Source organism: Streptomyces sp. NPDC025833, assembly GCF_055558055.1.
On sequence record NZ_JBVHNF010000011.1, the window covers coordinates 63,952 to 90,096 of the forward strand.

At 74.0% G+C, this 26,145-nt stretch carries 26 protein-coding genes; 14 read left to right on the top strand and 12 right to left on the bottom strand.

Translation table 11 applies throughout. From position 1 onward, the window contains the following. The first annotated feature begins 36 nt into the window (after positions 1-36). The 5 genes from ACZ4K2_RS20525 to ACZ4K2_RS20545 all read left to right on the top strand — a co-directional run bounded on the left by ACZ4K2_RS20525 (position 37) and on the right by ACZ4K2_RS20545 (position 5,228). Positions 37-1,398, top strand: coding sequence for a carbohydrate-binding protein (locus tag ACZ4K2_RS20525; protein WP_467475311.1), 1,362 nt, complete (start codon positions 37-39; stop codon positions 1,396-1,398). 355 nt (positions 1,399-1,753) lie between these two features. Further along, entirely contained in the window at positions 1,754-2,716 is a 963-nt protein-coding gene (locus ACZ4K2_RS20530; protein WP_467475313.1) for an alpha/beta fold hydrolase, read from the top strand. 81 nt (positions 2,717-2,797) lie between these two features. Beyond that, positions 2,798-3,601, top strand: a complete 804-nt coding sequence (locus tag ACZ4K2_RS20535) for an alpha/beta fold hydrolase (protein WP_467475314.1) — start codon at positions 2,798-2,800, stop codon at positions 3,599-3,601. Beyond that, the gene (locus tag ACZ4K2_RS20540; protein ID WP_467475629.1) at positions 3,601-4,887 is read left to right on the top strand and encodes a PP2C family protein-serine/threonine phosphatase; all 1,287 of its coding nucleotides are present in this window, start codon (positions 3,601-3,603) and stop codon (positions 4,885-4,887) included. The genes ACZ4K2_RS20535 and ACZ4K2_RS20540 overlap by 1 nt, the downstream gene beginning before the upstream one ends. 2 nt (positions 4,888-4,889) lie before the next feature. After that, entirely contained in the window at positions 4,890-5,228 is a 339-nt protein-coding gene (locus ACZ4K2_RS20545; RefSeq protein ID WP_467475316.1) for an STAS domain-containing protein, read from the top strand. 73 nt (positions 5,229-5,301) lie between these two features. On the opposite strand, the gene ACZ4K2_RS20550 is transcribed toward ACZ4K2_RS20545, so the two are convergent. The 5 genes from ACZ4K2_RS20550 to ACZ4K2_RS20570 form a co-directional block, all read right to left on the bottom strand. Next, positions 5,302-5,478: a hypothetical protein gene (locus ACZ4K2_RS20550; RefSeq protein WP_467475318.1), complete on the bottom strand. Its 177-nt coding sequence runs from the start codon at positions 5,476-5,478 to the stop codon at positions 5,302-5,304. Positions 5,479-5,598: 120 nt separating this feature from the next. After that, positions 5,599-5,760, bottom strand: a complete 162-nt coding sequence (locus ACZ4K2_RS20555) for a hypothetical protein (protein ID WP_467475320.1) — start codon at positions 5,758-5,760, stop codon at positions 5,599-5,601. Between the two features lie 114 nt (positions 5,761-5,874). Beyond that, positions 5,875-8,106: a prolyl oligopeptidase family serine peptidase gene (locus tag ACZ4K2_RS20560; RefSeq protein WP_467475322.1), complete on the bottom strand. Its 2,232-nt coding sequence runs from the start codon at positions 8,104-8,106 to the stop codon at positions 5,875-5,877. Further along, positions 8,082-9,863 (bottom strand): N-acetylglutaminylglutamine amidotransferase, encoded by a 1,782-nt coding sequence (locus tag ACZ4K2_RS20565; protein ID WP_467475324.1) that lies wholly within the window; start codon positions 9,861-9,863, stop codon positions 8,082-8,084. The genes ACZ4K2_RS20560 and ACZ4K2_RS20565 overlap by 25 nt, the downstream gene beginning before the upstream one ends. Before the next feature lie 180 nt (positions 9,864-10,043). After that, positions 10,044-11,261: a carboxylate-amine ligase gene (locus ACZ4K2_RS20570; protein WP_467475326.1), complete on the bottom strand. Its 1,218-nt coding sequence runs from the start codon at positions 11,259-11,261 to the stop codon at positions 10,044-10,046. 206 nt (positions 11,262-11,467) lie between these two features. Between ACZ4K2_RS20570 and ACZ4K2_RS20575 the strand changes: the two genes are divergently transcribed. The 5 genes from ACZ4K2_RS20575 to ACZ4K2_RS20595 all read left to right on the top strand — a co-directional run bounded on the left by ACZ4K2_RS20575 (position 11,468) and on the right by ACZ4K2_RS20595 (position 13,960). Next, positions 11,468-11,704 carry a hypervirulence associated TUDOR domain-containing protein gene (locus tag ACZ4K2_RS20575; protein ID WP_467475328.1) on the top strand — a complete coding sequence of 79 codons (237 nt, stop codon included), beginning with the start codon at positions 11,468-11,470 and terminating at the stop codon, positions 11,702-11,704. 6 nt (positions 11,705-11,710) lie between these two features. Next, positions 11,711-12,052 carry a DUF3140 domain-containing protein gene (locus ACZ4K2_RS20580; protein WP_467475330.1) on the top strand — a complete coding sequence of 114 codons (342 nt, stop codon included), beginning with the start codon at positions 11,711-11,713 and terminating at the stop codon, positions 12,050-12,052. An 87-nt stretch (positions 12,053-12,139) separates the two neighbouring features. Continuing rightward, positions 12,140-13,327, top strand: a complete 1,188-nt coding sequence (locus ACZ4K2_RS20585) for a spore photoproduct lyase family protein (protein ID WP_467475332.1) — start codon at positions 12,140-12,142, stop codon at positions 13,325-13,327. A gap of 67 nt (positions 13,328-13,394) precedes the next feature. Next, positions 13,395-13,751 carry a PRC-barrel domain-containing protein gene (locus ACZ4K2_RS20590; RefSeq protein ID WP_467475334.1) on the top strand — a complete coding sequence of 119 codons (357 nt, stop codon included), beginning with the start codon at positions 13,395-13,397 and terminating at the stop codon, positions 13,749-13,751. A gap of 35 nt (positions 13,752-13,786) precedes the next feature. Next, positions 13,787-13,960 (top strand): hypothetical protein, encoded by a 174-nt coding sequence (locus tag ACZ4K2_RS20595; protein WP_467475336.1) that lies wholly within the window; start codon positions 13,787-13,789, stop codon positions 13,958-13,960. A 30-nt stretch (positions 13,961-13,990) separates the two neighbouring features. On the opposite strand, the gene ACZ4K2_RS20600 is transcribed toward ACZ4K2_RS20595, so the two are convergent. Beyond that, positions 13,991-15,208 (bottom strand): PP2C family protein-serine/threonine phosphatase, encoded by a 1,218-nt coding sequence (locus ACZ4K2_RS20600; RefSeq protein WP_467475338.1) that lies wholly within the window; start codon positions 15,206-15,208, stop codon positions 13,991-13,993. Further along, positions 15,205-16,782, bottom strand: a complete 1,578-nt coding sequence (locus tag ACZ4K2_RS20605; protein WP_467475630.1) for a sensor histidine kinase — start codon at positions 16,780-16,782, stop codon at positions 15,205-15,207. Before ACZ4K2_RS20605 ends, ACZ4K2_RS20600 begins: the two co-directional genes overlap by 4 nt. A 131-nt stretch (positions 16,783-16,913) precedes the next feature. On the opposite strand from ACZ4K2_RS20605, the gene ACZ4K2_RS20610 reads away from it, so the two are divergent. Together ACZ4K2_RS20610 and ACZ4K2_RS20615 are read left to right on the top strand one after the other, a co-directional pair. Continuing rightward, positions 16,914-17,279, top strand: coding sequence for a hypothetical protein (locus ACZ4K2_RS20610; protein WP_467475340.1), 366 nt, complete (start codon positions 16,914-16,916; stop codon positions 17,277-17,279). A 3-nt stretch (positions 17,280-17,282) separates the two neighbouring features. Then, positions 17,283-17,714, top strand: a complete 432-nt coding sequence (locus tag ACZ4K2_RS20615) for a response regulator (protein ID WP_467475342.1) — start codon at positions 17,283-17,285, stop codon at positions 17,712-17,714. A 98-nt stretch (positions 17,715-17,812) separates the two neighbouring features. On the opposite strand, the gene ACZ4K2_RS20620 is transcribed toward ACZ4K2_RS20615, so the two are convergent. From ACZ4K2_RS20620 to ACZ4K2_RS20640, 5 genes are all read right to left on the bottom strand, one after another. After that, positions 17,813-18,655, bottom strand: a complete 843-nt coding sequence (locus tag ACZ4K2_RS20620; protein ID WP_467475344.1) for an RNA polymerase sigma factor SigF — start codon at positions 18,653-18,655, stop codon at positions 17,813-17,815. A gap of 116 nt (positions 18,656-18,771) precedes the next feature. Further along, positions 18,772-20,535, bottom strand: a complete 1,764-nt coding sequence (locus ACZ4K2_RS20625) for a thiamine pyrophosphate-dependent enzyme (RefSeq protein WP_467475346.1) — start codon at positions 20,533-20,535, stop codon at positions 18,772-18,774. A gap of 17 nt (positions 20,536-20,552) precedes the next feature. Then, entirely contained in the window at positions 20,553-22,136 is a 1,584-nt protein-coding gene (locus ACZ4K2_RS20630; RefSeq protein WP_467475348.1) for an FMN-binding glutamate synthase family protein, read from the bottom strand. A gap of 182 nt (positions 22,137-22,318) precedes the next feature. After that, positions 22,319-23,272, bottom strand: a complete 954-nt coding sequence (locus tag ACZ4K2_RS20635; protein ID WP_467475350.1) for an anti-sigma factor RsbA family regulatory protein — start codon at positions 23,270-23,272, stop codon at positions 22,319-22,321. Continuing rightward, positions 23,269-24,141: an MEDS domain-containing protein gene (locus ACZ4K2_RS20640; protein WP_467475352.1), complete on the bottom strand. Its 873-nt coding sequence runs from the start codon at positions 24,139-24,141 to the stop codon at positions 23,269-23,271. Before ACZ4K2_RS20640 ends, ACZ4K2_RS20635 begins: the two co-directional genes overlap by 4 nt. Positions 24,142-24,334: 193 nt before the next feature. Between ACZ4K2_RS20640 and ACZ4K2_RS20645 the strand changes: the two genes are divergently transcribed. Together ACZ4K2_RS20645 and ACZ4K2_RS20650 are read left to right on the top strand one after the other, a co-directional pair. Further along, entirely contained in the window at positions 24,335-25,552 is a 1,218-nt protein-coding gene (locus ACZ4K2_RS20645; RefSeq protein WP_467475353.1) for a phospholipase D-like domain-containing protein, read from the top strand. Positions 25,553-25,675: 123 nt separating this feature from the next. Then, positions 25,676-26,125: an ATP-binding protein gene (locus tag ACZ4K2_RS20650; protein WP_467475355.1), complete on the top strand. Its 450-nt coding sequence runs from the start codon at positions 25,676-25,678 to the stop codon at positions 26,123-26,125. The last annotated feature ends 20 nt before the right edge of the window (positions 26,126-26,145 follow it).

The following is a 26,145-nucleotide window of genomic DNA, read 5'->3' on the forward strand; positions in this document are numbered from 1 at the left end:
TTTCGGCACCCCCACCGAATCCGAGGAGACCTCCCCATGCTCCAACGACACCTCAGAGCCGCGTGTGCCGCCACCGCGGCGGCGGGTGCCCTGCTCGTGGCCGGGCTCAGCGGCTCCGCGAGTGCCCGGTCCGCGGACTCCCCCACCCCGCCGACGGCCGCCGAGACCCTGCGCGTCACCGCGGCACCGCCCGCCCTGCTCGGCGCGCTCCAGCGGGACCTCGGCCTCGACCGGCAGCAGGCGCGGCACCGGCTGGCCAACGAGGCGGAGGCGGGCGCCACCGCGGGCCGGCTGCGGGCCGCGCTGGGCCCGGACTTCGCGGGCGCGTGGGTGCGCGGCGCGGAGTCGCAGACGCTGACCGTGGCCACCACGGACCCGGCCGACGTGCCGGCGATCCGGGTCCGGGGCGCCGACGCGGTCGTCGTGGACCACTCGCTGGCCGCGCTGGACGCGGCCAAGGCACGCGTGGACCGCGCCGCCGCCCGGCACGCCACCACCGACGCGCCGGTCTGGTACGTGGACGTGCCCCGCAACGCGCTGGTGGTGCAGGCGGTCCGGCCGGCCGCCGCACGCTCCCTGCTGGCGGCCGCGCACGTCGACGCCTCCCTCACCCGGATCGTGGCGTCGGCCGAGCGCCCCCGCCCGCTGTACGACCTGCGCGGCGGTGACGCGTACTACATCGGCGGCAGCACCCGCTGCTCGATCGGCTTCCCGGTGACCCGGGGCACCCAGCAGGGCTTCGCCACGGCCGGCCACTGCGGGCGGGCCGGCAGCACCACCACCGGCTCCAACCGGGTCGCGCAGGGCACCTTCCAGGCGTCGGTCTTCCCCGGCAACGACATGGCGTGGGTGGCGGCCAACAGCAGCTGGACCGCGACGCCCGAGGTCAACGGCGCCGGCGTCCAGGTCGCGGGGTCCACGCAGGCGACCGTGGGCTCCTCCGTGTGCCGCTCCGGCTCGACGACGGGCTGGCACTGCGGAACCGTGCAGCAGCTCAACACCAGCGTGACGTACCAGGAGGGCACCGTCAGCGGGGTCACCCGCACCTCGGTGTGCGCCGAACCGGGCGACTCGGGCGGCTCGTTCATCTCCGGCAGCCAGGCGCAGGGCGTCACCTCGGGCGGCTCGGGCGACTGCACGAGCGGCGGCACGACGTACTTCCAGCCGGTCAACCCGATCCTCCAGTCCTACGGCCTCACCCTGAAGACGGCCGGGTCCGGACCCAACGACCCCGGCGACCCTCCCGGCGAACCGGGCGGCACCTGGGCGGCCGGCACCGTCTACCAGGCGGGCGCCACGGTGACGTACGGCGGCGCCACGTACCGCTGCCTCCAGACCCACCAGGCCCAGCCGGGCTGGGAGCCGCCGAACACCCCGGCGCTGTGGCAGCGGGCATGACCGGCTGATCCGCCGACCGAACCGTCCCCCGCCGCGGCAGGGGGCGGGCGCCGGCCTCCATACGCTCCGGTCCGCCACCGCCGCGCGGGCCGGAGTCATGGCCGCGGTGCGCCCCGAGCGCACCGCGGCCGCACCACGTCACGGGACCGTCCGTCCCGCCCGGCACCGCCCGGCGCACCGCGCCTCCTCCCGGCGCCCCGCCCCGCCGCCGTACGGCCCGGCTCCTCCGTGCGGCCGCGCCCCGCCGAGGCCGCCCGGGGCCGGGGACGCGAGGACCGCGCCGGGGCCTCCTGAGGGAGCGCCCGACGGCCCGTGTCGCCGCCGGCCCGGTGCGCGCGGCGCGTAGCCTCGGGTCATGGTGGAACACCGGTTGGTCGACGTGGGCGGGGTCCGGCTGCACATCGCCGAGCAGGGCGAGGGCCCGCTGGTGGTGCTCCTGCACGGCTTCCCCGAGTCCTGGCACTCCTGGCACCGGCAGTTCGGTCCGCTGGCGGACGCGGGCTACCGGGTGGTCGCTCCGGACCAGCGCGGCTACGGGCGCAGCGACCACCCCGACGACGTCGGCGCGTACACGATCCTGCACCTGGTGGGCGATGTCGTCGGGCTGGTCCGGGCGCTGGGCGAGGAGCGGGCGTTCGTGGTCGGGCACGACTGGGGCGCGCCGGTGGCCTGGCACACCGCGCTGCTGCGGCCGGACCTGGTGCGCGGGGTGGCCGGGCTGAGCGTGCCGCCCCCGTTCCGCGGGTCCCGGCCCCCGCTGGCCGCCATGGCGGAGCGGTTCGGCGGCCGCTTCTACTGGAACTACTTCGACCGGCCCGGTGTCGCGGACGCCGAGTTCGCCAGGGACACCCGCACCGCCCTGCGGAAGTTCTTCCACTGGGGTTCCGGTGACGCCCCGGACGCCGGACAGGGCAAGCAGCCGCTGGTCGACCCCGAGCGCGGCTGGCTCGCCGACATGCCGGACCCGGACGTGCTGCCGGAGTGGTTCCGCGAGGAGGACCTCGACGCGCTCACCGAGAGCTTCTCGCGGGGCTTCACCGGGGCGCTGAACTGGTACCGCAACCTCGACCGCAACTGGGAGCTGACCGCCCCCTGGCACGGCGCCGTCGTCGGCACGCCGGCCCTGTACGTCTACGGCGACCGGGACGTCGTGCCCGCCTTCCCCGGCACCCCGGAACTCATCGAGCGGCTCCCGGCCCTCATGCCCGCTCTGCGGCGCGAGCCGCTCCGGCTGGCGGGCTGCGGACACTGGACCCAGCAGGAACGCCCGGACGAGGTGAACGCGGCGCTCCTCGACTTCCTCGCGGCGTGCCCCTGAGCCCATTCCCGTACCACCGCGCCGCGGGCCGCGACGGTACCCGTTGCCGCGGCACGGACGGTGCCTGCGAGACTGGTGGGCATGGACATCGCCCGCAGGAACAACGTCACCGTCACCGGCAACCCGCGGGGACGCACGGTGGTCCTGGCGCACGGTTTCGGCTGCGACCAGAACATGTGGCGCCTGACGGTGCCCGCCCTGGCCGCGGACCACCGCGTCGTCCTGTTCGACTACGTCGGCTCCGGGAGATCGGACGCCGCCGCGTTCTCCGAGCGGCGTTACGCGACCCTGGGCGGCTACGCCCAGGACGTGACCGAGGTCTGCGAGGCGCTCGACCTGCACGACGCCGTGTTCGTCGGGCACTCGGTCAGCTCGATGATCGGGGTCCTGGCCGCCGGCCGCGCTCCGCAGCGGCTGGGGGCGCTGGTGATGGTCGCGCCGTCCCCGCGGTACATCGACGACGAGGGGTACCGGGGCGGGTTCAGCGCGGCGGACATCGACGAGCTGCTGGCGTCGCTGGAGTCGAACTACCTGGGCTGGTCGGCCGCCATGGCACCGGTGATCATGGACAACCCGGACCGCCCCGAACTCGGCCGGGAGCTGGAGAACAGCTTCTGCGCCACCGACCCGGACTTCGCCCGCGTCTTCGCCCGGACGACGTTCCTGTCGGACTCCCGGGCGGACCTCAAGGACGTGACGGTGCCGACCCTGGTGCTGGAGAGCGCCCGGGACGTCATCGCTCCCCGGGGCGTCGCCGCCTTCGTGCACCGGGAGATCCCGGGCTCGGCGCTGGTCACCCTCGACACGACCGGGCACTGTCCGCACCTGTCCGCGCCCCAGGCCACCAACGAGGCGATCCTCCGCTTCCTCCGGGGGCTGCGATGATGTGCCGCACCGGGCAGCAGCGCGACCCGAACGAGGCCGGCGGCACCGGACGGGCCTCGGACGCGGTGTTCGCGGCGCTGCTGGAGGACAGCGCGGAGGAACTGTACGAGAGCGCGCCCTGCGGGTACCTGTCCACCCTGATGGACGGCACCATAGCCAAGGTCAACGGCACCCTCCTGAACTGGCTCGGGATGGAGCGCGAGGAGGTGGTGGGCCGGCTGAGCTTCACCGACCTGCTGACGGTGGGCGGCAAGCTCTACCACGAGACGCACTTCGCGCCGCTGCTGCGGATGCGGGGCGAGATCAACGGCATCGCCCTGGAGATCCGGCAGGCGGACGGCGCCCGGATGCCCGTACTGGTGTCCTCGGCCGTCAAGCACGGCAGCACCGGCGAGCCCCTGCTGATCCGCACCTCCGTCTTCGACGCCCGGGACCGGCGCGCCTACGAGGAGGAACTGCTGCGCGGTCGGCGCGCGGCCGAGGAGGCGAGGAAGCAGGCGGAGGCCGACCGCGCCCGGCTCCAGGACGCCCTCGCCGTGCTCCAGCGGTCGCTGCTGCCCGACAGCCTGCCGCCGGTGCCGGGGCTGGAGACGGCCGCCTACTACCACGCCGCCTCCCCTGACCGGCTCGGCGGCGACTTCTACGACGTCTTCCCCGTCGACGGCAAGCGCTTCGCCTTCTTCCTCGGCGACGTCTGCGGCAAGGGCCCCCAGGCCGCCGCGGTCACCTCGCTCACCCGCTACACCCTGCGCGCCGCGGCCGTGCACGACCCCGACCCGGTCTCCGCGCTGACCGTGCTCAACACGGTGCTGCACGAGCGCTACACCGGCAGCGGCGACCCGCGCTACTGCACCGCCGTGTTCGGCACGGTCGAACCGCACCCCGCGACCGGCGAGGCCACCGTCCGCCTCGCCGCGGGCGGCCACCCGCCGGCCCTGGTGCTGCGCGCCCGCGGCACGGCCGAGTTCCTGCCCACCCCCGGCGGTCTCCTGGTGGGCGTGGTGCCCACCGCCCGCTTCGTCACCGCCACGACCGTCCTCGCCCCCGGCGACACGCTGCTGCTCTACACCGACGGACTCACCGAGGCCCGTACCGGCACCGACCGGCACAGCCTGTACGGCGACGAGGCGCTGCTCGCCTTCGCCGCCGAACTGGCGGGCAGGCCGGCGCCCGACGTCGTCCACGCCCTGACCGACCTGCTGCGGAACTTCGGCGACGGCCTCGTCGACGACACCGCGCTCCTCGCCCTCGGCGTTCCCGCAACCACCCCCCAGCCGAACGAATGACCATGAGCCCCTTGCAGATCACCGTCCGAGACGCCGCCGCCGGTCCCGTCCTGGAGGTGGCCGGTGACCTCGACTACGCCAGCGCACCCGAACTACGCGACCTGGTCGCCTCGATCGTCCTGAGTCCCGGCCGGCGTCTCGTACTGGACCTCGCCGGCATGGGGTTCTGCGACTCCAGCGGCATCAGCGCGCTGATCGCCGCCCAGCACCACGCGCACGCCGCCCAGGCGGACATCGCGCTCGCGGCCGTCCCCGACAACACACTGCGCCTGCTGCGCATCGTCGGGCTCGACCAGATCTTCCCGCTCCACCCCGACACCGAGTCCGCGCTGCGGGCCTGAAACGCGGCGGGCCGGGCCGGGCCACGCCGTGATGGCGTCGCCCGGCCCGGCCCGTCCTCGCGCCGCGGTCCGGTCAGCGTCTGCGGCCACGCGCCGCCCAGCCGCTGCCCAGACCGCCGAGGTGCAGGGCCAGCAGCGTCAGGCCGAGGAGCATGAGGTTGGTCTGGCCGAACACGTCGTTGGTGGAGATGTCGGCGGCGTCGATCAGGAACGCGATGAAGAAGAGCACCGCGGCGGCGATGGCCAGCATGAGATCCGTCCTTCCGGGCGAGCGGATTGGTGAAGCGCGCTGTGCGCTGGAATCCGGATGCCCCTCACGCGCCCGGACACGCCCCGCGCGCCGCATCCGCGGACCGCGGGCCGGCGCGGGTCACGCTCCCGGTGCCGAGCGGCGAGCGCGCACCTTGTCGAAGAGCCGCCGCGCCTGGGCGCGGCGGCGGGGATCGGCCGCGGTCCGGCGCACCTGTTCGATCGTGCGCCGTCCCTGCGGGCTCCGCGCGAACTGCCTCAGTCGTTCGACCACTCCGGACACGCCGACTCCCTTCGCCACGGGCCCCGCTCTCGTCGGGGCCTCCACGTCCGGCTACCCGGTGGACCGCCGTCCAGCCCCCACGGCGGGGGGCGGGCCGGCGCGCCGGGGCGCGCGTCAGCCGGTCAGGTGCCGCTCCAGCCAGTCGGCGGCGGCACGGCGGAACAGCCGCCGGTTGTCGGCGCGGAGGAAGTCGTGGCCCTCGTCGCGCAGGGTGAGCAGTTCGGCGGTCAGACCCCGCTCGCGCGCCGCGCGCACGAACTGCTCCGACTCCCCGGGCGGCACGTTGGTGTCGTGCTCCCCGTGCACGGCGAGCAGCGGCACGCGCAGCGCGCCGATGCGGCTCATCGGCGAGAGGGCGCGCAGGAGTTCGCGGTCGTGCTCGGGATGGCCGTACTTGTGGGACGCCGACTGGGCGATCCAGGGCTCCGTGCCGTCGAAGAACGTCGCGAAGTCGGACATGCCGCACACCGCCACACCGGTGCGGAACAGCTCCGGGTGCCAGACCAGGGAGGCGAAGGTGAGGTACCCGCCGTACGAGCGGCCCATGACCGCCAGCCGGGACGGGTCGGCCGGGCCGGCCAGCACCGCGTGGGCGGCGCAGTCGGCCACGTCCTCGATGGCGGCGAACCGGCCGTGGGCGAGGTCGGCGTCGACGAACGACCGGCCGTGTCCGCCGGAGCCCCGCACGTCGGGCGCGAAGACGTCCAGTCCGCGTCCCAGGATCTCGTGGTAGAGCGGGTTGAGGACGGGGCGCTCCTGCTCCTCGGGGCCGCCGTGCAGGTGGATCACGCAGGGCGCGGGGTCGTCGGGGCCCCGCCCCGGCGCCCGGTAGTACCAGCCGTTCAGCGGCAGCCCGTCCCGCGCGGTCAGCCTGCGCTGGACCGGGCGCACGGGCTGGCTTCCCGGGGGCACGGCGTCCTCGTCCCGGGACGACCAGGCGGTGCGCAGCGGGGTCACGCCCTCGGGGAGCCACCACACGCCGGGGCGGCGCTGGGACCCGGACAGGGCGAGGGCCAGCCCCGGACCCGCGTCCACGACGCGGGTGACCACCTCGTGGGGCAGGGGCAGCGCCCGGGACGCGCCGGTGCGGTCGCCGGCCGGGCCGGGCCGGTCCGTGTCGAGGATCTCCACCTCGCTCGTGCCGCGGACGTTCCAGGCCAGCACCGCGACGCGGCCGTCGTGGGCGCAGTGCAGCAGTTCCAGGTCGCTGCCCTCGCGCGCGGCCGCGACGGACCAGCCGTGCGGACGCCCGTCCGGATCCAGTGCGGCGGCGAGCAGGACGGCGAACTCGCGGTAGGCGTCGCTGCGCAGCCAGAGGGTGTCGGCGCGGGGCGAGAACCTGCCGATCCAGGGGTCGCCGTCGGCCACCGGGACCACGGACGTCGTCGTGCGGTCGGCCATGCGCAGCACCACGGCCTCGCGGCGTCCGCGGGGTCCCCGGCGCAGCAGCGCCAGGGCGCCGTCGCGGCTCAGATCGCACACGCGCAGGGTCGCCGCGTCCTTCTCGGCGGCGAGCAGGACGGGCGCGGCCACACCGTCGGGGTCGACCAGGTAGGCCGACAGCCCGTCGCCGAAGCCGGCGGCCGGGCCGGGGGGCTCGTGCCGGGCGGGGCCGGCGGCCGGCCCGGCCGCGGCGGGTGACGGCCGGCCGAGCCGGCCCTCGTCATGGGGCGCCGCTCCGAGGAGTACGGCGCCGCCGGTCCCGCGCTGCAGGCCGAAGGGCGGCAGCGCGGCCGGGGTCGGTTCCGCGCCGGGTTCCTGGGGGGCGGCGGCGGTGGGGACCGCGACGGTGACCGCGACGGCCGAACCGTCGTGCGCCCAGCAGCCCAGGTGGGCGGAGCTGCCCGGTTCGGCGCCGGCCAGGATGCGGCGGCCGGTGCCGTCGGGACGTACGCACAGCACCCGCGTGTGCTCCCCGCCGCCGGGGGCCGTGGTGTAGGCGATCCACCGGCCGTCGGGCGACCAGGCCACCTCACGGACGGGGTCCGGTTCGCCGTCGAGCAGGCGCACCCCCTCGCCGTCGGCCTCGCCCGCCCAGAGCTGGGGCACGCCGCCGCGGTCGCAGATGAAGGCGATCCGGGCCCCGGCGGGGTCGGCCGAGGGGTACCAGCAGCCGTGGGCGACGAGCCGGGTGGTCGCGTCCCGCGGCCCGGCGGCGTCCGGCAGGGGGACGGGTGCGGGGGCGGCGAGGGCGGGGGCCAGGCCGTCGGCCGCCGGTGCCGGGCCCGCGTCCGGCACCGGCCGTACGGTGCCGGGTGCGGGCCGCGCGGTGCGGGCGGCGTCCGGGGCGGGCGGCGTCTGGGGCGCCGTGCGCGCTCCGGTCAGATTCCGTGCGTCTGCAGCCATATCTCCAGCAAAGCCACTTGCCACAGTGCGTTCGCTCCGCGCTTGGTGTGATGTCGGTCGGGGGCCGCCAGCAGCTCGGCGAGGTACGACTCCTTGAACAGCCCGCGCTGCCTGGCCGCCGGGGCGTTCAGCGCCTCGCGCACCCGTTCCAGGACGGGCCCGGCCATGTGGGTGATCGCGGGGACCGGGAAGTAACCCTTGGGGCGGTCCACGACGTCCGGCGGCAGCAGTTTGCGGCCGGCGGCCTTCAGGACGCCCTTGCCGCCGTCCGCCAGCTTCAGCTCCGGCGGGCAGGCGGCGGCCAGTTCCACCAGTTCGTGGTCGAGGAACGGCACCCGGGCCTCCAGGCCCCAGTCCATGGTCATGTTGTCGACCCGCTTGACCGGGTCGTCCACGAGCATGACGTGGGTGTCGAGCCGGAGGGCGGCGTCCAGGGCGGTCTCGGCGCCGGGCGCCGCCATGTGCTCCCGGACGAACCGGGCGGAGACGTCCTCCCGCGGCAGCATGTGCGGCTGGAGCATGGCGGCGAGGTCGGCGTGCGAGCGGTCGAAGTACGTGTCGATGTACCGCTCGGGCTCCTCCTCGCGCGCCACCGAGGCCATGCGCGGGTACCAGTGGTAGCCGGCGAACACCTCGTCCGCGCCCTGGCCGCTCTGCACCACCTTGACGTCCTTGGCGACCTGCTCGGCCAGCAGGTGGAACGCCACCACGTCGTGGCTCATCATCGGCTCGCTCATCGCCGCGACCGCCTCGTCCAGGGCGCCCGACACCCGCTCCGAGGGGACCATCAGCCGGTGGTGGTCGGTGGCGAACTCCTTGGCGATCAGGTCGGAGTAGGGGAACTCGTCGCCCTCGGCGCCGCCCTCCGACTCGAAGCCCACGCTGAACGTCGCCAGGTCCCGCTGTCCCTCGTCCGCGAGCAGCGCCACGATCAGGCTGGAGTCCAGGCCGCCCGAGAGCAGGACGCCGACCGGCACGTCGGCGACCATCCGGCGGCGTACGGCCGTGCGCAGCGCTTCGAGCACCGCGTCGCGCCATTCGTCCGCGCTCATGCCCGCGTGCTCGGGGCGGCGCGTGTACGACGGCTGCCAGTAGCGGTGGTCGCGGTGGGTGCCGTCCGGTTCGACGACCCGCACGGTGGCCGGCGGGAGCTTGCCGGCGCCGGCGACGATGGTGCGGGGGGCGGCGACGGTGGCGTGCCAGCTCAGGTACTGGTGGACGGCGACCGGGTCCAGCGCGGTGTCGACGTCGCCGCCGGCGAGGAGCGCGGGCAGCGACGAGGCGAAGCGCAGCCGTCCGGGGGTCTGCGTCAGGTACAGGGGTTTGATGCCGAGCCGGTCGCGCGCGAGGACCAGGCGGCCGGTCCGGTGCTCGACGAGCGCGAAGGCGAACATGCCGAGGAACCGGTCGACGCAGTCGGTGCCCCACTGCCGGTAGGCGTTCAGGACGACCTCGGTGTCGGAGGTCGACCGGAAGCGGTGGCCCAGCGCCTGGAGTTCGGCGCGCAGGTCCGCGTAGTTGTAGATGCAGCCGTTGAAGACGCCGGTGACCTCCTGGCGGGCGTCGGTCATCGGCTGGGCCCCGCGCTCGGAGAGGTCGATGATCTTCAGCCGGCGGTGGCCGAGCGCCACCGCGTCACGTGACCAGACGCCCCGGCCGTCGGGGCCGCGGGGGGCGAGCCGGTCGTTCATGCGTTCCACGGCCGCCAGGTCGGGCCGCCCGCCGTCGAAGCGCATCTCTCCGCTCAGACCGCACATCAGGCAGCACCTCCGCGCGGCGGGTACGGGGTGCGCGGCCGTGCGGAGTGCGCGGACCCGGCCGTCGGGAGGGGGTCGGGGCTGGTCGCCATGGCGTTCGCTTCTCCTTCGGTTTCGGGGGCGGAGGGGGCGGGTCGGCGGTCGGCGGCGGGCCGCGGCGCGCCGGTGGGTACCGCCGGTTCAGCTCCCGGCGATCCTCGCCGGGCGCGGGTCGGCGGCGCGCGGATCGGGGCCCGGGCCGGCGGTGCCCGCGGCGGGCCGCCGCAGGGCGGTGACGCTCGCGGTGGGTGCCGCGGGCCGGCGGCGCCGGACGCTGTCGCCGCGGGTCTCCGCGATCGCCAGGTCCGTGCAGGCCAGCAGGTCCCCGCCGGCGCCGACGCGGCGCAGGCGGCGGGCGGCGCTGCCGCTCGTGAGGGCGCGTTCGGTGAGGGCCCGTACCGTCTGGTAGTCCCCGGCGTCCTCCAGCGCCGGGCGCACCCGCCGGAGCAGGGCGTGCACCACCTGGGCCGCCGGCGCCTCCCGGCGGGTGTACGGGTCGATCAGGGTGCCTTCGAGGCCGGAGCGCGCGGCCCGCCAGGACGCGGCGCGCAGCCACTCGTGCCGTCCGTTGCACGCGGGGACCATCCGCCTCCCCAGCCGCTCGCGGGCGTCGGCCACCAGGGCGCGGAAGAGTCCCGCGATGAGCACCACGGTCTCCGCGCGCGGGCAGGCGTCGCAGATGCGCAGTTCCAGCGTCCGCTGGTGGGCGGAGGGGCGTATGTCGGAGTAGATCATCCCCGCGTCGCCGATCACGCCCGAGTCGATGAGGCCGCGCACCTCCGCGTCGTACTCGTCCGCGTCCGCGTAGCACCCGACGGGGCCGGCGGTGGGCCAGCGCTGCCACAGCATCGTCCGCCAGCTGGCGTAGCCGGTGTCGGCGCCCAGCCAGAACGGCGAACTCGCGGAGAGCGCCAGCAGGACGTGCAGCCACGGCGACACCTCGCACATGGTGCGGACCGCGAGGTCGCGGTCGGGGGCGTCGACGTGCACGTGCGTCCCGCAGATCAGCTGCTCGTCGGCGATCATGCCGTACTGCTCGACCATGCGGCGGTAGCGGTGGCCGGCGGTGGGATGGATGTCGGCGACGCTGGCCAGCGGCACCGTCCCGGCGGCCACCGCGGCCAGGCCGTGGGCGCCCGCCGCGGCGTCGAGCCGGCGTCTGGTGCCGACGATGTCCGCGTACAGCTCGTTCAGGGTCGCGTGCACCCCGCTGTTCGACTCCACGGTCGCCTGTTGCAGTTCGGTCGTGAAGGTCGGCCCGGGCAGCTTCGCGAGCACCGCGTCGGCTCGTGGTACGAGCATGCCTGATTCCACCTCGACGAGATGGAATTCCTCTTCCACTCCGATGCGCACGGTCACGGCACTCCTAGGGTGACGGACGGAGGCTGTCTGCCTCGCCCTGGGAAACCGCCCCCGACGCAGCGGGCGGCGGGCGATGAATCTCCGACTTCCCAGCCGCGACGTTGCCAATCAAGGGCCGCTCCGGGGAGACCGACGCGGCTGCCTGCGCCTCCGCCGAAGTGGGTACTCGTCTTCCGCTTACCCCCGCGGAACAGGAGTACGACATGACCAAGTCCAAGGGCTCTTCCGGCGGGCAGGATCCGTCGAAGGGAGACAAGGTCGCCTGGCGCAGCCACGGCAGCGAGACCACGGGCACCGTGGAGAAGAAGATCACCGAGCGGACCGAGGCGGCCGGGCGCACGGTCGACGCCTCGCCCGACGACCCGCAGTACGAGGTGCGCAGCGACAAGTCCGGCCGCACCGCCGTGCACAAGCCGTCCGCGCTGAAGCGGAAGAAGTAGGCCGGCGTGGCGGGCGACGACGAGCGCCGCGAGACCTGGGACGCCTTCCGCGAGGTGGTCAACATGACACCCGCGGAGCTGGAGAAGTGGCTCGGCACCGACGACTCCCGCGCGGCCGGGCAGCACCGGGACGGGGGCGAGTCCACCGGCCACGCCTCCGGGCGCGCCATCGTGGACATCCTGCGCAAGAAGAAGGGCGACCTCTCGGACGCGGACTACGCGCACATGCGCAAGGTGGTGGGGTACGTCCGCCGGCACCTCGCGCAGCGCCCCTCCGGGGACGTGCGGGGCACCCGGTGGCGGCACTCGCTGATGAACTGGGGCCACGACCCGCTCGGGAGCGGCTGACCGCGCGTCCCGGGAGGCGGCGGCGCACCGGGGGCGGATGTCTACAGTGGAGGGAGGCCCACCCCCGATCCCCCGAGCGGAGCACGCATGCGGTACCCGTCCGCCGGACCGGGCGACGGAGCGGACGCCCTGTTCGGTCTCGACGCGCTCGACGCCGCGGCACCGGGCGACGGCGCCGGGCCGCGGGAGCGCCCGGGTTTCCGCGACTCCCCCGCCGCCCGCCGCCTGCTGCCGGTGCGGACCGTCTACGCCGAACCGGCCGCCGCCGCCTCCGCGCGCGGCCGCCAGGTCCTCGCCCGCTTCCCCGGCGCCGAGGTGATCGAGGTCGCCTCCCACTGGCGCATCCCGGGGCTGCACGGCAACGAGGGCAACGTCGAACGCTGGGTGCGCGTGAAGGGCGAGACACTGGTCCTCGGGGAGAAGAAGACCCTGACCACCCGGCCCAACGGCCGCTCCGCCGACTGGATCGCCCCCGGCCCCTCCAACGGCTGCGCGATGGCCTGTGCCTACTGCTACGTGCCGCGCCGCAAGGGGTACGCCAACCCGGTCACGGTCTTCACCAACATCGACGCGATCATCGCCCACCTCGCCCGGCACATCGCCCGCCTCGGCCCCAAGCGGGAGCCCAACCAGTGCGACGAGTCCAGCTGGGTCTACGACATCGGGGAGAACGGCGACTGCTCGGTGGACGCGCTGATCTGCGACAACACCGCGGACCTCGTACGGTCCTTCCGCCGGTGGCCCTCGGCCAAGGCGTCCTTCGCCACCAAGTTCGTCAACCCCGACCTGCTGGCCCTGGATCCGCGGGGCCGGACCCGGATCCGCTTCTCGCTGATGCCCGCGGCGGACTCGCGGCTGCTGGACCTGCGGACGTCCCCGGTGGACGACCGGATCGCCGCCGCGGCGGACTTCCTGGACGCGGGCTACGAGGTGCACTTCAACCTCTCCCCCGTGGTCCTGCGGCCCGGCTGGGAGGACGCCTGGGGCGAGCTGCTCCGCCACCTCGACGACGTCCTCCCGGACCGGGTCAAACGGCAGGCGGCCGCCGAAGTGATCATGCTCACCCACAACCGGGAACTGCACGAGGTCAACCTCGGCTGGCACCCCCGGGCCGAGGAGGTGCTGTGGCGGCCCGCCCTCCAGCAGGCCAAGCGATCGCAGAACGGCGCGCTGAACGTGCGCTATGCGGGCCACGTCAAGGCGGAGGCCGTGCGGACCCTGCGCGAGCTGGTGGCGGCCCGTGCGCCCTGGCTGCGCGTCCGGTACGCCTTCTGAGGAGCTTGGTCCCCGCCGCCCAACATCTCCTGCCCGCCAGTGGGTACCCCCTGCACAGGAGGTTCCCATGTTCGAGGCATCCGACATCCGCGAATGGCGGGGTCATGACGTTGTCGACCAGAGCGGCCACAAGATCGGCGTACTGGAGTCGGTCTACGTGGACACGGCCACCGACCAGCCCGCCTTCGCCACGGTGACCACCGGTCTGCCGACGCGGCGCCGGCTGGTGTTCGTGCCGCTGGCCGGCGCGACGGTCGGCCCGGGCTACCTGAAGGTCGCCCATACCAAGGACCAGGTCAAGAAGGCGCCGTCGATCGACACGGACGGCGAGCTGCCCGCGGCCGAGGAGCCGGGCGTCTTCGCGCACTACGAGCTGCCGTACGCACCCGGCGCGGGCGGCGAGCGGCGCCTGGGCCGGCGCTGACCCGCCGTGACCATGGGAGAGCCGGGAGGAATCCGATGACCGTGTTCCTGTTGCTGATCCTGATCGCCGTCGTCCTCGGCATCATCGGATTCGCCGTCCACGGCCTGTTCTACCTGCTGGTCATCGGCGCCGTCGTCTTCGTCGCCGCTCTCGTCCACGGCGCGCTGCGCTTTCGCCGGGGCGGCGGGAAGCACCGAGTCGTCCGCTGACGCGCCGCGGCGGCGCGGCCCGTCCTCCGGTCACGGGACGGTGCGCCAGGTGCCCGCCGTGCGCTCGGGCTCGGGGCCTCCGGTGTGCCAGTCCAGGCGCAGCACGGCGAGGTCGTCGGTGTGCCGCTCCGCGTTGAGGGTCCGGGTCCGGGCGATGAGCTGGTCCAGGTGGGCGCCGGGATCGGGCGTGTCGATCGTGTCGATGATGCGCAGCAGTCCGTCGACCCCGAGCCGGCCGCCGGTGCTGTCGGCGAACCCCTCGATCAGCCCGTCGGTGTACGCGATGAGTGCGCCGCGGGGCGGGAGGGCGAGCGTGGTGGCGGACCAGTTGCCCAGTCCGGGTGCGATGCCGAGGGCGATGCCGTGCGCCGCGGTGACCTCCCGGGTGCCCTCGGGGGTGGTGAGCAGCGGCGCGTGGTGCCCGGCCAGGTGCAGGGTGAGCGTGGCGGTGCGGGGGTCCAGCGTGATCAGGGTGCACGTGGTGAACAGGTCGCTGACCGCGCGCTCGGCGATGTGGATCTGTTCCAGCAGGCGCAGCAGCCGCTGGTCGCGGTGGCCGCCGAGGGTCAGGGCGCGCCAGGCGATGCGCAGGCAGACACCGAGCGCGGCCGCGTCGGGGCCGTGCCCGCTGACGTCGCCGATCACCGCGTGCACCTGCCCGTCGTCGGTCTGCACGACGTCCAGGAAGTCGCCGCCGAGCAGGGCCTGCGCCCGTCCGGGGAAGTAGCGGCTGGAGGCGGTGACGGACGTCGCCGTCAGGAGCGGTTCGGGCAGCAGGCCGCGCTCCAGGCGCGCGTTCTCCTCGGCGCGCAGCCGCCCGATCTGGAGGGCGGCGTTGGCCCGCTCGGCCTGCTTGCGCTGGACGGCGTAGCGGACGGCGCGCTGGATCAGGTCGGGATCGACCTTGCCCTTGACGAGGTAGTCCTGGGCGCCGGCGGCGAGGGCGTCGACTCCGGCGCGGGGTTCGTCGAGCCCGGTCAGGACGATGATGGCGGCGTGGGTGTCCGCCTGGATGGCCTGCACCGTCTCCACGCCGGACGCGTCGGGCAGGTGCAGGTCCAGCAGTACGCAGTCCAGGGGCGCCGACGCCAGCGCCGTGCGCGCCTCCGCGGCCGAGCGGCAGCGCGCGAGGGTGTGCGGCAGGCCGGTGTCGAGGAGGAGTTCCTCGACGAGGAGGGCGTCCCCGTCGTCGTCCTCCACCAGGAGGATGCGGAACTCGTCCTCGGAGCGCCCGGGCAGGCCGGTCACGGCTGCGTCTCCTTCGCGGGGGGCTCCGGCCCGTCGTCGAGGGCCGGCAGGGTGAACACCACTCGGGTACCCGTCTGGTACTCGGGGTCGATGGCGATGGTCCCGCCGTGGAACTCCACGACCTTCTTGCACATGGCCAGGCCGATGCCGGTGCCGGGGTAGGCGTCCTTGGTGTGCAGCCGCTGGAAGATGGCGAAGACCTTGTCGTGGAACTCCGGCGCGATGCCGATGCCGTTGTCGGCGACCGTGAACTCCCAGGTGTCCCCCTCGCGCACGGCGTCGATACGGATGCGCGGCGGCCGGTCGGGGCTGCGGAACTTGATCGCGTTGGACAGCAGGTTCTGCCACAGCATGCCGAGCTGCGTCATGTCGCCGACGACGGTCGGCAGCGGGTCGTGGGTGATCTCGGCGCCGGTCTCCTCGACGGCCACGCTGAGGTCGTCCAGGGCCCGGCGCAGTACCGCTTCCAGGTCGACGGTCCGCTGGTCGTTGTGGATCCGGCCGACCCGGGAGAAGGCCAGCAGGTCGTTGATGAGGGTCTGCATGCGGTTGGCGCCGTCGACGGCGAAGGCGATGTACTGGTCGGCCTTGTCGTCCAGCCGGCCCCCGTAGCGGCGTTGCAGGAGCTGGGTGAAGCTGGACACCTTGCGCAGCGGTTCCTGGAGGTCGTGCGAGGCGACGTAGGCGAACTGCTCCAGCTCCGTGTTGGAGCGCTGGAGGTCCTGCGCCTGCTCGTCCAGCAGTCTGCGCGCGCCCTCGGTGAACTCGAGTTCCCGCACCAGCCTGAGGCGCATGGAGTCCACGTCCGAGGCGATCAGGCGCAGGTCGGCGGGGCCGCTGCCGGTGATGGTGCGGTCGAAGCGGCCTTGCGCGACCTCGCGGGCGGCCGCGCCCAGCCGGCCGAGCGGGCCGGTGACGCCCCGGCGCAGCCCTTCGAAGACGAGCGCCGCCACCGAGACGATGACCACGGCGATGACGGCGAACACCCAGTTCCGCAGGGTCTCCGCCTGGCGCAGGTCGTGCGTGGCCGTTTCACGCTCCTCCTGGAGGTGGGCCTGCTGGCGGGCCAGGGCGCGGCGCAGCGCGTCGAACGCGGTCTTTCCCTCCGCCGCGCGTTCGGTGGCGACCCGCACCGCGTCCTCGGCGGACGCCGCCGAGACGGGCCGGGCCACGCGCTGCTGCCAGGCGCCGGCCAGCCGCTCGACCTCGGCCAGGTCCGCGTCGGAGCGGGCGTCGCCGCGCACCAGCGGGCGCAGCCTGGCCAGGGCGGTCCGCTCGGCGGCGACGCCCTGCGCGTACGGCTGGAGGAAGTCCGAGCGTCCGGAGATGCCGTACCCGCGGACGCCGGTCTCCTGGTTGACCAGGGCCTGCTCCACCCGCATCGCGTTGATCAGGGCGGGCGAGCGCCGGTCGACCAGATCGGCGGTGACCTCGGAGGTGCGCCACATGGCCCAGCCGCCGAGGGCGCCCAGGACCGCCAGGACGGCCAGGGTGGTGGCGACCCCAGCCCGCAGCCAGCGCCGAGTCGTCCAGTCGGCCCACGCGCCCTCGGCCCCGTCCGGCTCGGTCTTCATCGCGGTGTGCATGTCTCCCTCGACGGTCTGGCCACGGTCGTCGTCCACAGTTGCCGTACGGCAAGCACACTCTACCCGCGGCCGGACAACACATGTTGTCCCCCGGGAGATCGACGCCGTACTCTGATGCCATGCCTGGTTCGGTCTCGCCTCCCCTGCCGTCCGGAGAGACGATCGCGCTGGTGACCCAGGTGGTGGACGAGCTCACCCGGCGTCTGGCACCCGAGGCCCCGCCGTCGCCGCCGGACTGTCGCGACGCGCTCGACCACGCCGGCCGGCAGGCCCTGCTGCGGCTGCGCGTGCTCACCGGCGTCAAGGAAGCCCTCCGCCACCTGGAGGACCAGTCGGCCCGTGCCGCGGCCGCCGGCGGTGCCGGCTACCCCGAGATCGGCCAGGCGACGAGCATGAGCCGGCAAGGCGCCCGGCGCCGCTGGCCCGGGCTCGTCACCAGCAGCACCACCCGCCCGAACCACCGTCCGAACCCCCGGAGCTCGTGAATCATGGCTGCCGCCGCAACCCGCCCCTACGATGTGCTGCTGGTCGAGGACGACGTCGCCGACGCGATGCTCATCCAGGACGCCCTCACCGAACGGGGCGCGCGTAACCTCACGCAGGTCTCCGACGGTGTCGAGGCCCTGGAGTACCTGCGCGACCCGGGCAACGACCGCCCCGACCTGATCGTGCTCGACCTCAACATGCCGCGCATGAACGGACGCGAGTTCCTGGCCGTGGTGAAGGAGGACGCCGATCTGCGGACCATCCCGGTGGTCGTGCTGACGACGTCCGCCGCGCCGGACGACGTGACCGGGGCGTACCACCACCACGCGAACGCCTATGTCACCAAGCCGGTGAACCTGGAGGAGTTCGAGGCCGCGGTCCACAGCATCGACGCCTTCTACCTCGACGTCGCCGTCAAGCCCCCGAAGGAGTAGAACGACCGAGCGCCCCGTGCGTCCCGCCGAAAGGGGCGGGACGCACGGGGCGGAGCCGTACCGGGAGCGGGGCGCGGCCGTTCGCCGTGCCGCGTGGATCACCTGGTGCTGAGCATGCCCTCGCGCAGCCGGGCCAGGAGCCGCGTGATCAGCCGCGAGACGTGCATCTGGGAGACCCCGAGGCGCTCGCCGATCTGCGCCTGGGTCATCTCCTCCACGAAGCGCCAGTGGATGATCTTGCGCTCGCGCTCGTCGAGCGCGGCGATCAGCGGTGCCAGCGCGTGGAAGTCCTCGACCAGCTCCAGGGCCGCGTCCTCGTTGCCGATGAAGTCCTGGAGCGCGGCCTCGCCGTCCTCGCTGCCGCTGATCGCCGCGTCCAGCGAGGCCGAGCGGTAGCCGTTGGAGGCGAGCTGGGCCTCGACCACCTCGCCCTCGGGGAGGGACATCAGCTCGGACAGTTCCCTGGTCGTCGGGGTACGGCCCAGCCGGCTGCGCAGTTCCTCGTTGGCGCGGGCGAGCTGGACGCGGGCCTCCTGGAGGCGGCGCGGCACGTGCACGGCCCAGGAGGTGTCACGGAAGAACCGCTTGATCTCGCCGACGATGTAGGGGACGGCGAAGGAGGTGAACTCCACCTCGCGGGACAGCTCGAACCGGTCGATGGCCTTGATGAGGCCGATCATGCCGACCTGGACGATGTCCTCCATCTCCTCCGGTCCGCGGCTGCGGAACCGGCCGGCCGCGTAGCGGACCAGGGACATGTTCATCTCGATCAGCGTGTTGCGCGCGTACTGGTACTCGGGGGTCCCCTCCTCCAGCACCGTGAGCTGGTCGAAGAAGAGCCTGGACAACTCCCGCGCGTCCTTCGGCGCCACCTTGGAAGGGTCCGCCACCTCCGGCATGTCCACCCTTGCTCCGGTAGCCTGCACGGTTGTCGTCGCCATGATGATGCGCCCTCCCAGTCGATCGGCCTCGTCCCCGCCGGTCATTGCCCGACGATCACGCGCTTACCCCGGCTCACGCGGTGCATGCCTGCGCGTCCGGGAATTTCCGCGCCGGGTCAGTCGGTGCCGCTGTCGCCCTGGCTGCGGACGACCTCCTTGACCTTGGCCACCGCGAATCCCCAGCCCTGCTCGACCGTCGGCTTGGCCGGCACCGCCACCTCGTCCGGGTTGGTGAGCACGTCGAGCAGCACCGGCCCGGGGGTCTCCAGGGCGCGGCCGACCGCCTCCTCCAGCTCGGCCGGGTCGGTCACCCGGATGCCGGTGATCCCCAGGGCGGTGGCGACGGCGGCGAAGTCCGGGTTGTCCAGGACGGTGCCGAACTCCGGGAGGCCCGCCTGCTCCTGTTCCAGCTTGACCATGCCCAGGCGCCGGTTGTCGAAGACGACGAGCTTGACGGGCAGCCGCTGCGTCTTCAGGGTCATCAGGTCACCGAGCAGCATGCTCAGCCCGCCGTCCCCGCAGAAGGCCACGACCTGGCGCTCGCGGTCCAGGCACTGGGCGCCCAGGGCCTGCGGCATCGCGTTGGCCATCGAACCGAGGTTGTAGGAACCGATCAGCCGCCGCTCGCCGCGCATCTCCACGAACCGGGAGAGCCACACCGTCGCCATGCCCGTGTCGGAGGTGAAGACGGCGTCGTCGGCGGCGAGCCGGTCCACCGCGGCGGCCAGCGCCTCCGGGCGGATGTCGTGGGAGCGGTTGTCGAGCGAGGAGCGGATGCGGCCGATCAGCCCCTTGTCGTGGGCCGGGTCCGCGAGCCGCGCCTGTCCCTCGCGCCAGCGCGCGAACCGGTCGCGCGCCTTGTCCAGGTGGGCGCGGTCCCGTGCGCCCTCGGTGCCCGCGGGCGGCGCGGCGAGGAGGGCGAGCAGGTCGCGGACGGTCGCGCCGGTGTCGCCGACCAGGCCGACCTCGACCGGCACCCGCCGCCCGATGTGGGTGGGCTCGGTGTCCACCTGGATGACGGTCCGGCCCTCCGGATACCAGTCCCGGTAGGGGAAGTCGGTCCCCAGGAGCAGCAGGGTGTCCGCGTCCTGGAGGGCCGAGGCGGCGGCCGGGTTGCCGATCAGGCCGGTCTGGCCGACCTGGAAGGGGTTGGCCTCGCCCTCGAAGCCCTCCTTGGCCTTGAGCGTGAGGACCATGGGGGCGGCCAGCCGGTCGGCCAGGGCCAGCACGTCCTCGCGGGCGTCCCGGGCTCCCCGGCCCACGAGCAGGGTGACCCGCTCGGCCTGGTCGAGGAGTTCGGCGGCCCGGCGCACGGCCGGCTCGTCCGGCCGGCTCAGCGGGGCGTTCAGGGAGAACCGGGCGGGCCGGTCCGCGGTCAGCTCGCGCTCCCCCAGGTCGCCCGGCACGGTCAGCACGGCCACGCCCTTGCGGCCCAGCGCGTTGCGCACCGCGGTCTCCAGCATCTGCGGGAGCTGGTCGGGAGAGGTGACGGTGGCGCGGAAGACGGCCACGTCGCTGAAGAGGGCGTCGTTGTCGACTTCCTGGAAGTAGTCGCTGCCGAGTTCGGCGAGCGGCACCTGGCCGGCGATCGCCAGCACCGGGGCGTGGCTCTTCGCCGCGTCGTACAGGCCGTTGAGCAGGTGGACGGAGCCGGGCCCGACCGTGCCCATGCACACGCCGAGGGTGCCCGTGAGCTGCGACTGGGCGCTCGCGGCGAACGCCGCCGCCTCCTCGTGCCGGCACCCCACCCACTCCACGTCCTCGGTGTCGCGGATGGCGTCCGTGAGGGGATTGAGCGCGTCTCCCACGACGCCGAACACCTGGCTCACGCCGAGTTCGCTCAGGGCGTCCACGATGACGCGGGCAACGGTACGGGCCACTTGAGTCCTCCTGGGGGTCACACGGTGAAACGGTCAGGGTCGGCGGCCGTCCAGTCGGCCGCCCAGTCGGCGGGCGGCTCGGCGAGCAGCCGCCCGGGTTCCAGCCACTGGTAGAGCTCGTCGTAGGAGCGTTCGGTGCTGGGGTCGATGCGCCGCCGCAGCATGTGGGGGCGCAGTTCGGCGGGGTCGGTGACGCCCATGGACGCCATGAGCTGGAGCGCGCTGGCCACGGTCGCCTCCTGGAAGCGCCGCACGCGGGGTGCCTTGTCGCGCACGTCCAGGGCGCGGGCGCGCCGGGGGTCCTGGGTGGTGACACCGGTGGGGCAGGTGTTGGTGTGGCACCGCTGGGCCTGGATGCAGCCGACGGCGAACATCATCGCCCGGGCCGCGTTGCCGTAGTCGGCGCCCTGCACCATGCGTTTCACCAGATCGGTACCGGTGGCGATCTTGCCGCTCGCCCCGATCCTGATCCGGTCGCGCAGGCCCGTGCCGACGAGGGCGTTGTGCACGGTGATCAGGCCCTCGGTGAGCGGGGCGCCGACGTGGTCGGCGAACTCCAGGGGCGCGGCGCCGGTTCCGCCCTCGGCTCCGTCGACGACGATGAAGTCGGGAGCGGTGCCCTCCTCCAGCATGGCCTTGCAGACGGCGAGGAACTGCCGGCGGGAACCCACGCAGAGTTTGAATCCGGTCGGCTTGCCGCCCGACAGGTCCCTCATGTGCGCGATGAAGCGGACGAGTTCGCGCGGGGTGGAGAAGACCCGGTGGTACGGCGGCGAGATCACCGTCCGCCCCTCGGGCACGTCCCGTACGCGCGCTATCTCGGCGTTGACCTTCGCGCCCGGCAGGACCCCGCCGATCCCCGGCTTGGCGCCCTGCGACAGCTTCAGCGACACGCACTTCACGTGGTCGTGCGCCGCCTTCTCGGCGAACTCGCCGGGGTCGAAGTCGCCGTCCTCGGTGCGGCAGCCGAAGTATCCGGTGCCGATCTCCCAGATCAGGTCGCCGCCCGGCCGCAGGTGGTACTCCGACAGGCCGCCCTCGCCGGTGTCGTGGGCGAACCCCCCGGCGGCGGCGCCCCCGTTGAGGGCGAGGACGGCGTTGGCCGACAGCGAACCGAAGCTCATGGCGGACACGTTCAGCAGCGCCATGTCGTAGGGGCGGCGGCAGTCGGGGCCGCCGATCCGGACCCGCGGGGGCGTGTCGGGCACCGGGCACGGTTTCATCGACGGGACCAGGAACTCGTAGCCCGGCTGGTAGACGTCCCGTTCGGTGCCGTAGGGCTGCTCGGCGTCGGTGCCCTTCGCCCGCTCGTAGACGATGTCGCGGACGTCCCGGTCGAAGGGCCGGCCGTCGAAGTTCCGCTCGACGAAGTACTGCTGGAGCTCGGGGCGGATGCCTTCCAGCAGGAACCGCGCGTGCCCGAGGACGGGGTAGTTGCGCAGCACCGAGTGCCGGCGCTGGAGCAGGTCCCACGCGCCCAGCAGGCCGAGGAGCACGAGCGGTACGGCGGCGAACCACCAGGCGGCCGAGGCGCCCACCGCGGCGGCGGCCGCCGCCGCGCCGGCGAGCAGGGTCAGGACGACGAGAGCGATGCGTGTCACCCCACGCTCCTTGCCCCGCGACCGCGTCCCAGTCCTGCCCTCGCGTCAAAACGCCACCAAGGACGGCACGGCGGCGCCCGCGGACGGGTGCCGGACGCGGGCGGCGCCCGGCCCGGAGCGGGCCGCGATCGGCGTACCGCCGCGGGGTGTGCGGCGGGGCCGGAAGGCCGTCGCCGCGGCGGTCAGTCCAGGGTCATGTGCAGGCGTACGGTCAGCCCGGTCGCCTCCGCCCGGGTCTCCACGAGGTCGCAGAGCTGGTGCATCATCCACACGCCCCGGCCGCCGGCCGGGGAGAGCGGATCGGGGCGGCGGCGGCCGACCAGCGGGTCGGAGAGCCGTCCGCGGTCCCGTGTCTCGGCGACCAGGGCGCCGGGGGTGCGCCACATCCGCAGCGTGCCCCGTCCGCCGCCGTGCCGTACCGAGTTGCAGGTGGCCTCGTTGATCGCCAGCAGCCAGTCGGTGCGGCGCCGCGGTGCCAGGCCCGCCGCCTCGGCCCACGCGGTCGCGGCGTCGCGCACGCTGCCGAGGCTGCGCTCGGCGAAGTGCACGACGACCGGTTCCACCGGGTCGGGCAGCGGTGTGTCGCAGTCGCGGCAGACCGTAAGCGGGTCCGCGTAGTGCGGGCTGGGCCCGCGGTCGCCGGGCCGGCCGATCACGGGGTGCGTGCGGTGGGCCCGTGCCAGGGTCCCCGCGGGCAGGGCGGTGTCGTAGGGGCACAGCACGGTCGCGTCCCGGCCGGCGAAGGCCACGTTGACGAGCGCCTCGTGCCGGGTGGCCTCGCGCTCCTCGGCCAAGGTGCGTCCCACCCAGATCGGCTCGTTCACGATCACCGGGCGGCGGTCGGTGTGCCGGTCGGCGAAGTCCTGGAGCACGGAGAGGATCCGGCCCGGGTTGCGTCCCGCCTGCCGCAGGTCGACCCAGGTGATGTCCTCGAAGACGGCGCCGAGGACGTCCCGGAGCGGGCCGAGGCGTTCCTCGGGCACCGCGACCAGCAGCGGGCGGCCCCGGTCGGCGTCCTCGCGGACGAAGTCGCCGACGCCCTTCAGGTAGTCCTCCGCCGAGGTGTGCAGCAGGGCGGCGTGCAGGAAGGCCGTGTCCCGGGCCGGCTCGGCCGCGGGCTGTGCGTGGGTCGTCACGGCACGCTCACCTCCAGGGGGCGGCCCAGCTCGGGGAAGACCTCCAGCATGCGGCGGACTCCCGGTGGGGCGCCGAGCAGCCGCACGCGCCCGCCGGCGGGGCGCCGCAGGGCGGCGCGGGCGAGGTCGGCCAGGGCCGCGATGTCGAGGTGGCGCAGGCCGGACAGGTCGAGGGTGACGGGGTCCGCGGGACAGGCCGCCAGCGCGGCCGCGGCGGAGGCGGTGACGCGGCGGTTCTCGAAACCGGAGGATCCGGACAGCCGGAAACCGGGCGGAGCGGACAGCGGGGCGACCGTCAAGCCCGGCCCGCCCCCGACGTCCGGGGCTCCCGGCCGGGCGGGGTGCGCCCCGGCGAGCATTTCCAGGTGCCCGCCGGGGAGCAGGCGCCGGTCGTAGAAGCACCGGGCGCGCAGCGGCAGCCGCTCGAAGACTTCATGGTGCATGCGCAGTTCGTACTCCAACAGCCGGTCGGCCCCGGCCACGTCCCGGGCCGCCCAGGACATCTCCCCGATCGCCCGCAGTCCCCGGTGCCCCCGGGCCTCGGCCGACCGTGCGGCCTCGTGCCACAGCCCGATCATCGTGTCCGGGTCGAACCGGTCGCCGGCCAGGTACGTCCTGGCGGCGGTGGTCAGCACGAGCCGACCGCGCCGTACGGCGGATGCCACGTCGACGCCGGCGGCGTCGAGCGTGCCGCCGACCAGGCCGGGATCGGTCGTGTCCGCGAAGTACTGCACCTGCTCACCGCGAGTGAGTCCCTCCCGGACGAAGGCGACGAGGTGCCCGGCCCATTCGGCGTCGGTGGAGAACACGACGGCGGCGTGCCGGTCCGCCGCGGCCTCAGCGCCCGCGCACACGGACGTGCCGTCCATCGAACCTCCCCGCCCCTTCCGGCATGCCCGGACCGTCCCGGATCCGGTACATCACACGGAAACGCCAGGGTAGCGCAGGGTCAGGCGAGCCCAGGACCGGACTCGGGGCATGCCGCGGTGCCCGCCGGGCATCCGCTTGTGCGGGCTCACCGAGCAGCCCGCGACACATCCTCACGGTCAGGGGAGATCCGGCGTGGTCCTCAACGGCATACCCACACCTCTCGCGCGCGATACCGCGACGGGCCCGGCGGACCCGGCGGCCCGCAAACAGCGCCTGCGCCGCCGCCTGGAGCGGCTGATCGGCGTGGCCGCCACCGAGGGGAACGAACTGGTTCCGCTGCGCAACGGCGACGAGATCTTCCCCGCGATGCTCGCGGCGATCCGCTCGGCCCGGCACACGATCGACATGATGACGTTCGTGTACTGGCGCGGTCAGATCGCCCGGGACTTCGCCACCGCCCTGGCCGACCGCGCCGCGGCCGGGGTCCGCGTGCGGCTGCTGCTCGACGGCTTCGGGGCCAAGGAGATCGAACGGGACCTGCTGGACCTGATGGACGACTCCGGGGTGCAGGTGGCGTGGTTCCGCAAGCCCGTCTGGCTGTCGCCGTTCAAGCAGAACCACCGCTGCCACCGCAAGGCCCTCGTCGTCGACGAGCACACCGCGTTCACCGGTGGCGTCGGCATCGCGGAGGAATGGTGCGGCAACGCGGGCGGCCCCGGGGAGTGGCGCGACACGCACGTCCAGGTGCGCGGCCCGGCCGTGGACGGCATCGCGGCCGCGTTCGCGCAGAACTGGGCCGAGTGCCACGACGAGCTGTTCGACGACCGCGACCGGTTCACCGAGCACCCGCAGCCGGGGTCTGCGGTGGTGCAGGTCGTCCGCGGTTCCGCGAGCATCGGCTGGCAGGACATGCAGACCCTGATCCGCGTGATGCTCGCCTCCGCGGAGGAGAGGTTCCGCCTCGCCACCGCCTACTTCGCTCCCGACGCCTACTTCATCGACCTGCTGTGCCGGACCGCCCGGCGCGGGGTGCGCGTGGAGATCCTGCTCCCCGGCCCGCACACCGACCAGCGCGCCTGCCAGCTCGCCGGCCAGCACCACTACGCGCGTCTGCTGGCGGCGGGGGTGCACATCCGCCAGTTCCAGCCGACGATGATGCACGCCAAGATCATCACGGTGGACTCGGTCGCCTCCCTCATCGGGTCGACCAACTTCAACCGCCGGTCCATGGACCACGACGAGGAGGTCATGCTCGCCGTCCTGGACGAGGCGTTCACCGCCGAGCTCGACCGCGACTACGAGGCCGACCTGGAGCGCAGTGTCGCCATCGACCCGGCGCGCTGGAGACGGCGGGCACTCGCCCAGCGCGTCAAGGAGACCGCCGTCACCCCGATCCGGCGCTTCCTGTGAGCGCACGCCTCACGGAGGCCGTGATCCTCCTCATCCATAACAAGGGGTACCCCGGGTAAAAGGAGGAGGTCCGACAGCGACAATCTGTATCTGACAACGACGCACCGGATCCACAGGAAGCTCATGGTCATCCCGCTTAGGAATCAGGCGACGGATGGGCAGGGCCGGACCGCGGCCTGGCGCTACGGCGCCGTATGGGACGCGCACGGGACATCCATCGGCGATGCCCGGCACGCGGTACGGACCCTGCTCGCACAGGCCGGCCACCCGCCCGACCGCCGGCCCAGCCAGGACGCCCAGCTCATCGTCAGCGAACTCGTCACCAACGCACTGCGGCACGCCCCCGGACCGGGCGGGCTCCTCCTCGAAGTGACGGCGGATCCCGCACTGCTGCGGATCACCGTCCGCGATGACTCCCCGGCCCGGCCCGAGCCGCTGCCCCGCGACCCGCACCGCGTCGGGGGGCACGGCCTGCACCTGATCGACCGGCTCTGCGACCGGTTCCACACGGTCCTGCTCGACCGGGGCAAGCACGTCGTGGCCGAACTCGGCCTGCGCCGCACCGCCCCCTGACGCACGAGCGCCCCGGGCGC

Coding starts and splice junctions, on each gene's coding strand:
- ACZ4K2_RS20525 (WP_467475311.1), top strand. CDS start 37: ATGCTCCAACGACACCTCAGAGCCGCGTGTGCCGCCACCGCGGCGGCG.
- ACZ4K2_RS20530 (WP_467475313.1), top strand. CDS start 1,754: ATGGTGGAACACCGGTTGGTCGACGTGGGCGGGGTCCGGCTGCACATC.
- ACZ4K2_RS20535 (WP_467475314.1), top strand. CDS start 2,798: ATGGACATCGCCCGCAGGAACAACGTCACCGTCACCGGCAACCCGCGG.
- ACZ4K2_RS20540 (WP_467475629.1), top strand. CDS start 3,601: ATGTGCCGCACCGGGCAGCAGCGCGACCCGAACGAGGCCGGCGGCACC.
- ACZ4K2_RS20545 (WP_467475316.1), top strand. CDS start 4,890: ATGAGCCCCTTGCAGATCACCGTCCGAGACGCCGCCGCCGGTCCCGTC.
- ACZ4K2_RS20550 (WP_467475318.1), bottom strand. CDS start 5,478: ATGCTGGCCATCGCCGCCGCGGTGCTCTTCTTCATCGCGTTCCTGATC.
- ACZ4K2_RS20560 (WP_467475322.1), bottom strand. CDS start 8,106: ATGGCTGCAGACGCACGGAATCTGACCGGAGCGCGCACGGCGCCCCAG.
- ACZ4K2_RS20565 (WP_467475324.1), bottom strand. CDS start 9,863: ATGTGCGGTCTGAGCGGAGAGATGCGCTTCGACGGCGGGCGGCCCGAC.
- ACZ4K2_RS20575 (WP_467475328.1), top strand. CDS start 11,468: ATGACCAAGTCCAAGGGCTCTTCCGGCGGGCAGGATCCGTCGAAGGGA.
- ACZ4K2_RS20585 (WP_467475332.1), top strand. CDS start 12,140: ATGCGGTACCCGTCCGCCGGACCGGGCGACGGAGCGGACGCCCTGTTC.
- ACZ4K2_RS20590 (WP_467475334.1), top strand. CDS start 13,395: ATGTTCGAGGCATCCGACATCCGCGAATGGCGGGGTCATGACGTTGTC.
- ACZ4K2_RS20595 (WP_467475336.1), top strand. CDS start 13,787: ATGACCGTGTTCCTGTTGCTGATCCTGATCGCCGTCGTCCTCGGCATC.
- ACZ4K2_RS20605 (WP_467475630.1), bottom strand. CDS start 16,782: ATGAAGACCGAGCCGGACGGGGCCGAGGGCGCGTGGGCCGACTGGACG.
- ACZ4K2_RS20610 (WP_467475340.1), top strand. CDS start 16,914: ATGCCTGGTTCGGTCTCGCCTCCCCTGCCGTCCGGAGAGACGATCGCG.
- ACZ4K2_RS20615 (WP_467475342.1), top strand. CDS start 17,283: ATGGCTGCCGCCGCAACCCGCCCCTACGATGTGCTGCTGGTCGAGGAC.
- ACZ4K2_RS20620 (WP_467475344.1), bottom strand. CDS start 18,655: ATGGCGACGACAACCGTGCAGGCTACCGGAGCAAGGGTGGACATGCCG.
- ACZ4K2_RS20640 (WP_467475352.1), bottom strand. CDS start 24,141: ATGGACGGCACGTCCGTGTGCGCGGGCGCTGAGGCCGCGGCGGACCGG.
- ACZ4K2_RS20650 (WP_467475355.1), top strand. CDS start 25,676: ATGGTCATCCCGCTTAGGAATCAGGCGACGGATGGGCAGGGCCGGACC.